The sequence below is a fragment of the Segatella copri genome (genome assembly GCF_026015295.1).
Classification (GTDB): Bacteria; Bacteroidota; Bacteroidia; order Bacteroidales; family Bacteroidaceae; genus Prevotella; species Prevotella copri_C.
Genome location: NZ_JAPDUW010000001.1, coordinates 2,217,501 through 2,230,521, shown reverse-complemented (window position 1 = coordinate 2,230,521; position 13,021 = coordinate 2,217,501). Strand labels below are relative to the sequence as shown.

Annotated in this window: 11 protein-coding genes and 1 rRNA gene (1 of these 12 running past the window's edge); 2 read left to right on the top strand and 10 right to left on the bottom strand. The window is 42.2% G+C overall.

The window, feature by feature from the left end; genetic code table 11:
- Positions 1-35: 35 nt before the first annotated feature.
- From ONT18_RS09510 to ONT18_RS09490, 5 genes are all read right to left on the bottom strand, one after another.
- On the bottom strand, positions 36-986 hold the full coding sequence (locus tag ONT18_RS09510) for a toprim domain-containing protein (RefSeq protein WP_264905181.1): 951 nt from the start codon (positions 984-986) through the stop codon (positions 36-38).
- Positions 987-1,262: 276 nt separating this feature from the next.
- Positions 1,263-2,522, bottom strand: a complete 1,260-nt coding sequence (locus ONT18_RS09505; RefSeq protein WP_437183736.1) for a primase-helicase family protein — start codon at positions 2,520-2,522, stop codon at positions 1,263-1,265.
- Between the two features lie 233 nt (positions 2,523-2,755).
- On the bottom strand, positions 2,756-3,556 hold the full coding sequence (locus ONT18_RS09500; RefSeq protein WP_264905178.1) for a pilus assembly protein N-terminal domain-containing protein: 801 nt from the start codon (positions 3,554-3,556) through the stop codon (positions 2,756-2,758).
- A gap of 209 nt (positions 3,557-3,765) precedes the next feature.
- Positions 3,766-4,137 carry a hypothetical protein gene (locus ONT18_RS09495; protein ID WP_009018146.1) on the bottom strand — a complete coding sequence of 124 codons (372 nt, stop codon included), beginning with the start codon at positions 4,135-4,137 and terminating at the stop codon, positions 3,766-3,768.
- On the bottom strand, positions 4,134-5,357 hold the full coding sequence (locus ONT18_RS09490) for a site-specific integrase (protein WP_264905174.1): 1,224 nt from the start codon (positions 5,355-5,357) through the stop codon (positions 4,134-4,136). The genes ONT18_RS09495 and ONT18_RS09490 overlap by 4 nt, the downstream gene beginning before the upstream one ends.
- A 328-nt stretch (positions 5,358-5,685) precedes the next feature.
- Between ONT18_RS09490 and ONT18_RS09485 the strand changes: the two genes are divergently transcribed.
- On the top strand, positions 5,686-6,720 hold the full coding sequence (locus ONT18_RS09485) for a hypothetical protein (protein WP_264905172.1): 1,035 nt from the start codon (positions 5,686-5,688) through the stop codon (positions 6,718-6,720).
- A gap of 277 nt (positions 6,721-6,997) precedes the next feature.
- On the opposite strand, the gene ONT18_RS09480 is transcribed toward ONT18_RS09485, so the two are convergent.
- The 5 genes from ONT18_RS09480 to ONT18_RS09460 all read right to left on the bottom strand — a co-directional run bounded on the left by ONT18_RS09480 (position 6,998) and on the right by ONT18_RS09460 (position 10,880).
- The gene (locus ONT18_RS09480) at positions 6,998-7,276 is read right to left on the bottom strand and encodes a hypothetical protein (RefSeq protein ID WP_264905170.1); all 279 of its coding nucleotides are present in this window, start codon (positions 7,274-7,276) and stop codon (positions 6,998-7,000) included.
- 110 nt (positions 7,277-7,386) lie between these two features.
- Positions 7,387-8,214: a hypothetical protein gene (locus ONT18_RS09475; RefSeq protein WP_264905168.1), complete on the bottom strand. Its 828-nt coding sequence runs from the start codon at positions 8,212-8,214 to the stop codon at positions 7,387-7,389.
- Positions 8,215-8,298: 84 nt separating this feature from the next.
- Entirely contained in the window at positions 8,299-8,541 is a 243-nt protein-coding gene (locus ONT18_RS09470) for an OmpA family protein (protein WP_259322912.1), read from the bottom strand.
- Positions 8,526-9,020: a hypothetical protein gene (locus ONT18_RS09465; protein WP_264905166.1), complete on the bottom strand. Its 495-nt coding sequence runs from the start codon at positions 9,018-9,020 to the stop codon at positions 8,526-8,528. Before ONT18_RS09465 ends, ONT18_RS09470 begins: the two co-directional genes overlap by 16 nt.
- A 267-nt stretch (positions 9,021-9,287) precedes the next feature.
- The gene (locus ONT18_RS09460; RefSeq protein WP_264905165.1) at positions 9,288-10,880 is read right to left on the bottom strand and encodes a DUF5011 domain-containing protein; all 1,593 of its coding nucleotides are present in this window, start codon (positions 10,878-10,880) and stop codon (positions 9,288-9,290) included.
- A 1,038-nt stretch (positions 10,881-11,918) separates the two neighbouring features.
- On the opposite strand from ONT18_RS09460, the gene ONT18_RS09455 reads away from it, so the two are divergent.
- Positions 11,919-13,021 (top strand): 16S ribosomal RNA (locus ONT18_RS09455) (it continues 429 nt past the right edge of the window).

Here is a 13,021-nt window from a genome sequence, read left to right as displayed (position 1 = left end):
TTTCCGTTCAGAATAGCCATTGGAGCAGGAACCGCCTACATACCTAAGGCTGCGCCTTTCTTCCGAGGTGGAGCAGTCCGCTTAACAGGCTGTACTTGGTGTACCGACTGTTTGGATTTCACTCCGCACAGATAGTCGTTCAAGTCGTTGTACTCGCTGTACAAGTGGGATGCATCCCTCACACGGTAGCTGAGGGCGTTCTCGATGGCAAGCGTTGCCTTCCGCCCTGCCTCGTCGTTGTCGAGCAGACAACTGATGCGCTCGTAGCCGTGGAGTGCGTCAACAGCCTTGTCCACATTGCTTGTGGAGTTGAGTATCACGTAGTCCTGCGCTTCCAATGACGGACAAGACGGAAACTTCTCCATGCGTAACGAGAGAAAGGAAAGATAGTCCATCATGCCCTCGAAAACATAGCAAGAGTATCTTGGCTCGCCTTGCTGTCGGATATGTGTGATGTCCTTGGGGGACATGCAACCCTTGAAGAATCGGTTACGAACCTCGTAACCGCCCGACTTGTTCTTGAAGCCGATGGCGAAGTAGTTCTTGCCATTATGCGAGAAGTGGAGTTCCACACATTCCTTTCGGGCTATGCACAGGTCAATATTCCGCTCGCTCAGATAGCGCAGGAGTGCAGGGTGGTTGAGCTCCCTAACCTCCAATCTCTCAAAACTCGGCTCGGAAGCTTGCTGAGGGAAAGAAGAGTCGATCGGGCGTACATGGGGTGCTTGCTTCTCTATCTTGTCCAAGAGATATGGCAAGCTGTCTGATGCGTAGAGGTATGACGCAAGGATGATGATGTTGCCGCCCTTGCCCATTCCGAAATCGAACCAACTGTTCATCATGGTGTTCACCTTGAAAGATGCCTCGCTCTCATTTCTCAGCGGTGACTTGTACCAAAGGTTTGCGCCATGCTGCTTGACAGGGCGGTGTCCCAAACTTTGCAGGTAGTCTGCAATCTTGATTTGCTTTGCTTCTTGAATGTTCATGTTTTACTGTGGATTAAGTGGTGTATGTATTTCTGATGAATTGTTGAGAATGGTATGTATTGGTATGATAGTCAAATACTTATCTTCTCAACAAACTCTCAACAAATGGTTCTTTTCAACAAAATCATCGGGCAAAAGAGAAAGACAGGCATTAGCTGTCATGTTTTCTCTTTTCAACAGTCTCTTTCTTTTGTTGAGAGATTTGTTGAGAAAATGTTGAGCCTTAAATACTTGATATTCAACACTTCTTTCATCATATTCAACAATTCAACAAAATTATATGCTATTTAGCTTGTCCCTCGTTACAGTGTAGAACCTGCCCACACGTTTTGTTGGCGAGTAGTGACCGCTGCTATTGTAGTTGTACTCGTATGAGGTGTAGGTGAGGGCGTTCTCTGAAGGTTGCAGCTTCCAACAGTCCTGCACTATCTTTCGCACAAGGTGCTTCTCCGCTTTCACGTGGTTGCATTGCAACAAGGCGATTGCGTCATTGAGGCAGAATTGCAAACTATCGGTTTGGGTGTTCTCCATGACCTCAAGGAACAGCTCCGACATTTCCACCTCAAGTCTGTTACGGTTGCAGCGTATGATTCTCCTCAGAGCATCGGTCGCTATCTGTTCGGGGGCGAACCACATTCGGCTCTTGTGCTCTGTGGATAGCGTTCTGCCTTGCAGATGGAACAGAAAAGCGGGTATCTCCGCCTTCAGTTTCTCCAAGAAGTCGGTATCGTCAGATTGCAACGATGAAATCTTCCTCACCCAATATCGGGTCTCGCCCTCGTCAATGATGACAGGGAGTGATTCGTTGTTGGAGCACAGCACGAACTTGGCAAAGAAGGAAATCTCGTTCCTGTCCTTGCCCTTGGCTTCCACCTTGTACGAGAGGGTGGTGCTGAGGTTCTTCAACCGCTCGGAATCCTCCCTGCGACTGAGCAACACCTCGTCCACGACAATCAGCAGCTTGCCAGCCCAATCGGAATTGAACTGACTGCGGAAGTCCTCGTTGGTGTTGAATGTCACGTTGTCTTGGAACAACGCTTTCAGAAAGTTCAAGAACGTGGTCTTGCCTGTGTTCCTCTCCTCTGATACGAGCAGCAGAATGGGCAACTTCTGCACAGGTCTGAGATAGAGCAGTTGCAGGTAGTCCATGCCAAGCTCATATTGCTCACCGAAGATGTGACTAACCAACTTCTTGATATTAGGGAAGTCCCCTTGCATCGGCTTATGTCCTATCGGCTCGTATAGGTTGAGGAAACCGTCTATCACCGTGCGGTGGTTCACATGTTCGGGAACGGTACAGAAGCCGTCATACTTGTGAACGTACTTGACGAACTCTTTGCCGTAGTCCTGACGCAAGGTCTCCATGTTCCAAGGAATGCGCTTTCTTACCTTTCCACCACTGATGTTAGGTTGGTCAACCACCTTGTACAAGGTAGTGCCAACACGGATGAACACCTCGTTTGGCGGAGGTGCTGCCTGTGGCTGTTTTCTTTCCACAGCTACAGGTTGTTTGTTGTCGTTTGTCTTGCTCATAATCTAACCTTTGTGAGTTGATAAAATTAAAGTTGCAAAGGTAAGGGTGGAAAATCAAAACGCAAAACACAAACTTGCGCAGAATGGAGAAGTTTGCACCGGCAATGTTAAAAGATTGGAAATCAAGGCGCTTGATGTAGGCTTTCGGGATAAAATAAAACGAAAAAAATCCCAAAGAAAGGCTTCCTTGTAAACCTTTCCTCGGGATGAACAAAAAGTAATTTTACATTATACTTTTACTTGTCTGGTTCTAATTCTTCTACTGCATAAATGGCATGTAGTTCAACTTTCTTAATCTTAGGATATGCCGTTTTATAATAATCTGTCACATCTTTGACTATACTTTCTTGGTCATAGTAAAATGTAGCCAAAACGACTTCCGTATAATTACCAATAGGTAATAAATGCCAAACTTCGGAGTTATCGGCATTTGGCTGAATCTTAAGAATTCCATCCATGCGGACATTTCCTTTATCATCTGTAATGGTTAGTCTCTTGGTTACATAAGAGCCGAAAGGAATATAATCACGAGTACGTATTGTATAATATTTATTGTATGAGTCTTTCTCTATGGCATCAGCTGCAATAGTTGCAGAATCCTCAGAAGAAACACCTTCAACAAAACATTTTCTATCTACCACATACATTGTTCTACTAAGTTCCCAAAGAGTCGTCCAATCTTTTACTTCAACCTTTAATACAGCAGTATTTCCATCGGAATCGGTTATGGTGATAGTGGTATTTCCTACAGAAACACCACTTACATAGATTTCTTTCTCTGCTTCATTTGTTGAGCACGAGACTTTGGCTATACTTTCATCGGAAGATGTTGCTGATATTTTGCCTTTAGCTCCATTTACATTAACTTTGCTGCTACTTTCCGTATAGGTGGTAAGAGAGGTAATCACAATCTTTTTACCAGTATTTATGTCACCAATGATTTCGTCTTGTGTGAGTTGAATACCAGAGTCATCATCACCGCAGCTTGCCAAAGATAGCAAAGCGGTTAATGCAATAAGAATCATTTTAATTTTCATACATTTCTTCAATATTAAAGGGTTACACTTATATCTAATAAACGCAGACCGTATCAAAAACTTGCATGAGATTTCATATTTTTCTTCATGTGCAATATAAATCACCCTATCAAGAATTTTGTGAATCAATAAATCTATATGACAGTAAATCAGTAAATCAATAAGTCAATACGACAGTGAATATCCAAGCGTCAAAGATGCGACCATTCTCAACTAAAAGCATTTGTCCCTCCGTAGAGTTGCAGGACAATGGCTGTTTTCTCTTTTGCTCCGTACAACCTCTTGAAGATGGCATCACGAAGTTGCGCTGCACCATTAGAGGTGAGACGGAAGCAAATGGCAACAACCATAGGGAATCCATACAATGTTTGCCAAATACCTTTGGAAAGTTCTTGCCTCTGTTGGACTTCCGACATCAACAACATACCTTCTTTATATATGGCTCGTATCACAGAGTTGAGTTTCGGGGCGGTAACATGAAGCATATCCACCAACTCGCCCTCACTCATCCACAAGTTCTCCAAGTTGGACGGAATGGATAACATTCCATTTCCGCCCACGGTGATTACAGTCCTTTTCATGCCATTCCTCCCATAACTGGCAAATGCCCCTTGATTCGACTTTCAAAGACTGCTATGTCATGGTCAAGCTTGGTGCTTGTCACCTTAGCGTATATCTGCGTTGTGGTGATGTTCGTGTGACCAAGAATCTTACTCACACTTTCTATCGGCATACCATACTCCAAGGCTAAAACAGCCCAACTATGACGGGATACATGGAACGAAACCCGCTTCTTGATGCCACACATTACAGCTACTTTTTTAATGCGCTTGTTGATGCCGTCAAGATTACCAATGTTGAACAAGTGGTTGCCCTTTCTGAAAGATTTGTATCGCTCAACAATCTGCATAGGAATATCCATCAGCTTGATTTGAAACGGCACGCCTGTCTTCTGACGCTTGGACACAATCCAAGGAGCACTGTTTACCATGCTGATATTGTCCTCAGTCAAGTTCTTGATGTCAATGAATGATATACCTGTCCAACAACCAAAGATAAAGAGGTCTCTTGCAAATGCCATATTGGGGTCTTCCAACTTTATATTAGTCATGGCAGTAAGCTCATCCAAGGTCAAGAACTCACGTTCCTTGTGGTCTGGGTCAACGTGGTACATGGCAAACGGATTTCTCGGTATCTTGCCGTTGTAGTGTGCCGCCGTAACGATATGTTTCAGAGGTATTGAGTAAATCCAAATGGAGGACTGCGCAAGCCCTACCACATTTTTCAAGTAAAGGCAATAGTCACGGATAAACTCCTCGGTAAGCTCATTCATGGACATATCGCTGCGCTTGTACTGATACTTGATGAACTCGGCAACGTACTTTCTCACCACAAGATACTTGTTGTAAGTGTTCTTGGCTCTGTCCTTGCCTACACGCTTGGCAAAGGCTGCGTTCTCCTTGTCGAAAGCTCTGAGCAAGGTCTCGTATTCGGTGCCTATGCCTTGATAGGCGTTTCTCACCATTTCAGCGGTAACGAACGCCTCACGGTCGGAAAGTCGTTGGTAATGCTTGGCGATTTGAGCCTTGATGTTGTCGAGCGCAAAATTCACCTCCTTGGCTTCCTTACTCTTGCCTATGGCTCTGTTGCCCTTGGCATCCCAGATAGCCTTGGTAACGCTCTGCTTGCAACTGAACTGTGCGATAGTTCCGTTGATTGTCACACGTCCCATGATAGGGACAATTCCGTTTCTCTCCTTGCTTCCATTTACATAGAAGACTGTCTTGAAAGTGCATCTCATAATTCTTACTTTTTTGTTCGGTGCAAAATTAAACTATGAGAGCTGCATGGCAAAATCAAAACTTACGCAGAATGGGGAAATTTGAACCGTCACCGTTAAAAATGCTTATTAGGGCGTTTCTGCGAGGTAATGATTTGAAAGCGTTTCTATTTCTCCAATCTGCGTTTTTCGCTATTCCTCGTCTATGCCACTTAATGCCAACAACAGCCACAACCACTTGAAACTCAAAATAAAAGCATCATTCTGCTATATTTTGCTTTTTTAGGCGTTATTTTTCAAAAAAATGTCGTATCTTTGCCACGTTATATCAATTGTATAGAAGTTCTGGGTGACTAGAGAAAGTAAAACTATATTATTTACGAAAAAGCGTTTCGGATTTATCGTGGCAGCTTTATTGACTGCTTCCTGTGCCTTTGCACAGACGATAGAGCCTTCTGGTGATAAGGGAGATAAGAACATTCTCAATCATCTGGATGGTTCTATCTCTTTGGGAACCACTGGCGTGGGTGTAGATTTGGCAATGCCTATTGGTAAAATGGTGCAGGTGCGCACAGGTTTCAACTTCTTTCCGCATTATGAGCAAACCATGCACTTCGGGGTGCAGGTGGGTGATGATACCGATCCTACGATACAGGATGAGAAGTTCAACAAACTCTCTCAGACCTTGAATGAGATGTTCGCATTTGAGGTAGACCGTAATGTGGATATGAAAGGTAAGCCTACGATGAAGAATTTCAAGCTGTTGGTGGATGTCTTTCCTTTCCGCAACAAGCATTGGCATGTAACCACCGGTTTCTATTGGGGACCATCTACAGTAGCCAAGGCTGAAAATGCAGCTTATGATGCTACCTCTTTGGTGAGTGTTGCTATCTATAATAATCTTTATAACCGTGTAAAGGAATCGTGGGAGAGTCAGATTAGCGATGATCCGAATGTGATTCCTATACCTTATATCTCTATCGGCGGTAATAAAATTTATGCTGATGAGTCTCTCTACAATAAGTTTATGGATTATGGTAGAATGGGTGTTCATGTCGGTGATTATCCTGATGGAACTCCTTACCGTATGGAGCCGGATGCCAACAATATGGTTTCCTGCAAGATTAAGGTGAACAATTTCCGTCCTTACTTAGGTTTCGGTTATGGTGGTAAGTTGTCGAATCGTAGCGACCGTAATTGGATTTCGTTTGATTGCGGTGCCATGTTCTGGGGTGGAACTCCCCGTATCATTACTCACGATGGGGTAGACCTGGCTAAAGATGTGAAGAATATCTCTGGAAAAGTGGGCGATTATGTAAGTCTTTTCAAAGCAGTAAAAGTTTATCCTGTCTTGGAGTTGCGTTTAACTCACCGTATCTTCTAACCGGAAAAAGAGTTTTTTATAAAGAAAAAGAAGATGTGTAATAAGTCTTAATAATAGTTGGCGCATAACAGCTGTCCACCGCATGCACATCAGCTGTTGTGCATGCGCATATCAGCTGTTATGCAAGCGCACAACAGCTGTTGTGCGACCGAGGATACTAACTGTTTCTAAAATATATCCTATCTTTTCCAACAAGATATCCTATATATTCCAACAAAAAGAGGGTGAATCATTAACTCATGATTCACCCTCTTTGTTTAATTGATAGATTAATCCCTTATTTTACCACATATTTCTTGTTCTTAAAAATGTAGATGCCTTCAGGAAGACCTTCTACTGATGTGGCGTTCTCACGAACTTTTATGCCATTTATCGTATAGATGTCGTTTGATATGTTTGCATCTGATTCAATGACAATTGGTGTGATACCAGTATTATAATCAACCAGTTTCAATTCGCTTGGAGTTGTAGCAGTTACTGGGAGGTAGGCTGTGTTGTGAGGAATGGCGATATAATAGTAATCGCGGTCACCATTATAAAATTCAACTGGTGACATGTATTTATTTGAGTTATTGAAAACTAATTCGCCACTTTCATTAATACCTAATACTCTCATAGTGTTGGCATTAAACTCGGTGTAGATGAGATGTTGGCTTAGCCAATCACCTAGGCAGAAAAAAATCCTTCTAAGCGGTTTGTAGCTTTAATGCTATTGCTCGTGCTCACTAATGGTGTAATTAAGTTGTCTTTAGCTTTATCAGAACTGCACTCAATGAGCACTGGAGTTTTTCCAGGGATTTCGCCTGTAATCTCTTGATATGTAGCTTCTCCCTTTTCATTGTTGATGGATGATATAGTGAATGCTTTCATGCCGCTTGACTGAAGTTTGTATGGGAATCCAGTCAGATAGGTAGCATGGTATTTGCCATTATTTGCTTTCACTAGAGGGGTAACGCCAATATAGTTGCTTCCGGAATTATTAAGCGGTATAATTTTCCATTGACGGGTATCTTCACCTCTTGTTTTTACGTAACTGTTATCAGCACCTTCGTTACTTACATTTTCGTCGCTCAAATAAAGTCTTGTGCCTTTATCTGTTTCCCAGAATTTATAAGATGCTCCGTTATTATCGGTATCTATACGTACATAGTATTTAATATGTTGGTACATATCTATACCCTGTGAAATAATATTGTATTCCGAACCATTTACCTTTTTGATGTAAAATATTGAACCTGGATCAGATTCGATATCACTCCATTTCTTTCTGGTAGCGAGAGCTCCTGCATCAACTGTGGTGGTATGTGCATTGGCTCCACGACTATGACGGTCAGCAAGTGTCATGTATCTGCCAGTCTTTACATTTTGAATACGATAGAAACCATCGCCTTTTAACTGTGCATGCATAGTACCCACATGCATGCAAGCAAGGAGCAAAAAAGTGTAATCTTTTTCATTATGTCTGTTATAAATATAAAAATAACCGATTCTCATGTATTATCACAATAAATTAGATAAGTATGAAAACCGGTTATCTTTTATTAATATTGATGTGTTTTCTATTTCTTATATTTCAAATTACTTTGCAATACAAATTGTAACACGGTTCATTCCGTTCTCTGAGTATGGCTGAACGCGTGAACCGGCAGACTTCTTAATCATGCGGCTCTTGGCAACACCCTTAGCTGCAAGTGCATTGTAAACTGTCTGAGCACGGCGAGCTGCTACCTTGTCGTTGATTGCGTCAGAACCGGTACCCTTGTCAGCATAACCGGTAAGAGTAATCTTAGCATCTGGATTTTCCTTCATGTAGTTGACAATCTCAGTAATCTTTGATGCCTGTGACTGTGCAATAACAGAGTTACCGATGGTGAAGAAGATATCACGACGGAACTCTTCTGCGCAACTTCCTTCTTGGTCTCTACTGGAGCTGGAACAATCTGCTTCTCAATTACGCGCTCAATAATCTTTTCTACTGGCTTTGGAGCTGGAATGGTCTTGGTGGTGTGTGTCTTGCCCAAAGCAATCTTTGAACCTACCAATGCGTTGAAGTACCAGTCTGGGTTGCCAGCCTTCTTTGAGTTGTAATGGTCGCTCAATGTGTTAGCAGAAACCTCAAGACCCAAGCTTACGCGGTCGCTGACACGGAAATCAACATTAGCTCCAACACGGGCAGCAAGGCGAACTTTTGAATCAGTCCAAAGGTAAGCCAAGCCTGATTCTGCTTTAGCAATCTTGTTAGCATCATTAACTTTGTCACCATATGCGGAGTTGAGCATGCTGTTGTATGCTTTATTCATGTTGTCCTGTGCTGTTGTTGCTTCATTATTGTTCTAAGCGATGTTGGCACCAATACCACCAAATACACCGAAGTTAACAACACGAAGCCGTGAGGGTTGAAGACGTTTACTGTCTTAGCTTCTTCTTGAGCAGAAGCTGCTGTGCAACCCAATGCCAATAAACTTGATAGTAATATACTCTTAATTTTCATAATATAATTCTTTATTAAAATTCTTTTTAAGATTGTTAGTGACAATCAAAATTGTCACTAACAATTGTTTCTTAAATTAATCTACTACCTTAACGAAGAACTCCTTGGTAACTGTATTACCAAAGTAGTCTACGGCACTATATTTAATAGTATAAACTCCTGCCTTTGTTGCATTGAAACCAACCTTATACTGGCCACTTTTCAATACAACCTTACTTCCACTCTGTCCTGCAGCAGTCAAAGTTGCACCACCATCAACAGAAATCTCCTTTAAGTAAGCAGGAGCTAGCAATTCTGCAGAGTAAGAAGATGCAACGAATACGGTAGAAGCCTGTCCACCATTCAACTTCAGGTGAGATGCACCCTCTTCAACGCGTGCCAACTGACCCCAACTGCCACTATTAGTGGTATAGAACATTGCTGGCTGGAGTAAAGAGTTAGCCTTTGTCAGTAAGTTCTCGAACTTATTGATGTAAGCGTTAATGCGATTGATTAACTGACCATCGATAGCATCAGAGAATTTGTTAACCTTGTCAACTATTCCATTAACATTGCCAATTATGTTACCAACCTGATTGTTAATGTTGTCGATAATCTTGTTGAACTCATCCATAGGGCTGGTAACATCGTATGTACCTGTAGTCTTTCCTACTTTTACCTGTACATCTTCATGGTTAATCTTTACACTTCCGATTGTTACATCAGCTTTTGCACCAAGGCTTGATAAGTCGAAGATAACAGTCTTGTTAACCCTGCTGAGTGTACCTGTAATCTTATCCTTACCAATAATTGTTACGCCAACTTCAGGCTTTGGAACCCATACATTACCATTGATTTTAATGTTATCTACATCAGGAATACCTTCGAGAGTAACTTTCGTCTTGATATTTCCCATATGCTCAATAGGAGTCCAAGTAAACTTGTAGTTATTAAAGTTAATCTTAGACTGCAATGTAGGAATCGTAGGGAGGTCAGCATTGATGCCATTCTCCAAGAATATGAATGACAATGGATTTAATGGTGTTGCTGCCAATTCATACTTTGAAGTTACTTTCTTATTAACCAACTTGCCGTCTGTACCACGTTGTGACCAGGATGCCTCTACAGCATACATGGTTAAACGGTTGTTGAATGTACTGTTGAGAGTAGATGCAATGTCGCCAAGCTGCAAGTTCGTTGACTTAGGGTGCTTTAATTTCTCAAGAATCTTTTTGCTAACCTCTATAGTTGCATTGGTAATCTCTTTGTACAAGCGATCACTCAGAGTGTCAATACGTACAGAGTTGTTTATAGCTAATGCCTTTGTATAGGTCATGTCCTTTACTAACTGGTCTACCTTAGAGGTGATGCCAACAGTACCAGTCTCTTTGTTGTCATAAAGAGTACCCCAGATTTTAGCTACGCTGTCAGACAACTCTTTATTGTTACTTGCGATTTTATCTAGGACATCCTTATAAGCCCGTGAATTGAGAATGGCGATATTAAAATCCTGGTATTCACCCAATATAAGCTTTTTGATGGTCTCGTTCAATTGACCTTCCTCAATACTGCCTTTAGTTAAGTTGAAAATCGCATTTTGAACATCTACATCATTAGTAATGTTGTTTGTCAACTGTCTCTTTAATTCCTGGATGATGTTTTGGTTTGTCTTAATCTGATTCTCAATCAACTGCTTAGTCTTTTCATCTGTACAGCTGCAAGACTTAATAGCTTCTAACTTTCTAGTAAGCTCCTCTACATCTTTAGCCTGCTGAGCAATGAGCTGGGCAATGTTCTTGTTAGTCCCAGCCAGATTTATTAAACTTATGTTGTCAAACTCTATAAATAAGCCATTCGCGCCTGTGACAACGTAGCTTTGAGTAGCATTGCATTGAGGACACGCATTGACTCTTTTTTATTTCATTCTTAGATATTTAATTCTCTTAATTTCTTTAATATAATGTATATATACGGTGTAAAGGCATATTTTTTTTCGCAAACTCGTCGCTTTTTTGCTGTTAAAATGTCTGTTTTATGTAGGCTTTTACTTTTTTAAGCCTTTCAGCCCCTTTAACTCATCGATTTCTTGTGTGTTAACGGACATTAAGTGAAATGTATAGCACTTTGTGCTGATATATGTCAATTCTGTCTTAAAACTCTGCTTAGTACGTTTTGGTTGTCGTTTGTTCTCTCTATGGGTGCCCTGTTCTTCTGCATATCTTTGAGATAATAAATATAATGTTCCTGTGCGCACGCGCGAATGTTTGTTACAGTTTCATCTTTCTTGACTTTTGCTTAATCTTAACATAAAAGTGATTCTTTTCCGCATTAAATGGTATTCCTTGTCTTTTCGCTAAAATAGGCGAAAATAGCTTCAAAATACCAATTTACTGTTTACAAGTGTTAAATAATAGGGTAAAAACAAACTTTTTCTTAGAAATATTTGGTGGAATGGAAATTTGTTAGTACTTTTGCACTCGCTTTTGAGAAATCAAGCATTACTCATAGCAATAAAGAAAGAGTTCTTTGAAAGATTTTACATAAACAGACAAGTAGTACAAGAAGCGGTTAACTTCTTAGAAATAAGAAAGTTGACTGGGTAAAAGAAACGAACCGTCAAGCAATTGACAAGTCAGGTTTACTAAGCTTCAATAAACGAAAAGGATATTCGTCCTAAGTACAGACAACAAACAAACCAAGCCGCAAGGCTAGGTAGAAATGATATTTTACAATGGAGAGTTTGATCCTGGCTCAGGATGAACGCTAGCTACAGGCTTAACACATGCAAGTCGAGGGGAAACGACATCGAAAGCTTGCTTTTGATGGGCGTCGACCGGCGCACGGGTGAGTAACGCGTATCCAACCTGCCCATCACTTGGGGATAACCTTGCGAAAGTAAGACTAATACCCAATGATATCTCTAGAAGACATCTGAAGGAGATTAAAGATTTATCGGTGATGGATGGGGATGCGTCTGATTAGCTTGTTGGCGGGGTAACGGCCCACCAAGGCGACGATCAGTAGGGGTTCTGAGAGGAAGGTCCCCCACATTGGAACTGAGACACGGTCCAAACTCCTACGGGAGGCAGCAGTGAGGAATATTGGTCAATGGACGAGAGTCTGAACCAGCCAAGTAGCGTGCAGGATGACGGCCCTATGGGTTGTAAACTGCTTTTATAAGGGAATAAAGTGAGTCTCGTGAGACTTTTTGCATGTACCTTATGAATAAGGACCGGCTAATTCCGTGCCAGCAGCCGCGGTAATACGGAAGGTCCGGGCGTTATCCGGATTTATTGGGTTTAAAGGGAGCGTAGGCCGGAGATTAAGCGTGTTGTGAAATGTAGACGCTCAACGTCTGCACTGCAGCGCGAACTGGTTTCCTTGAGTACGCACAAAGTGGGCGGAATTCGTGGTGTAGCGGTGAAATGCTTAGATATCACGAAGAACTCCGATTGCGAAGGCAGCTCACTGGAGCGCAACTGACGCTGAAGCTCGAAAGTGCGGGTATCGAACAGGATTAGATACCCTGGTAGTCCGCACGGTAAACGATGGATGCCCGCTGTTGGTCTGAATAGGTCAGCGGCCAAGCGAAAGCATTAAGCATCCCACCTGGGGAGTACGCCGGCAACGGTGAAACTCAAAGGAATTGACGGGGGCCCGCACAAGCGGAGGAACATGTGGTTTAATTCGATGATACGCGAGGAACCTTACCCGGGCTTGAATTGCAGAGGAAGGATTTGGAGACAATGACGCCCTTCGGGGCCTCTGTGAAGGTGCTGCATGGTTGTCGTCAGCTCGTGCCGTGAGGTGTCGGCTTAAGTGCCATAACGA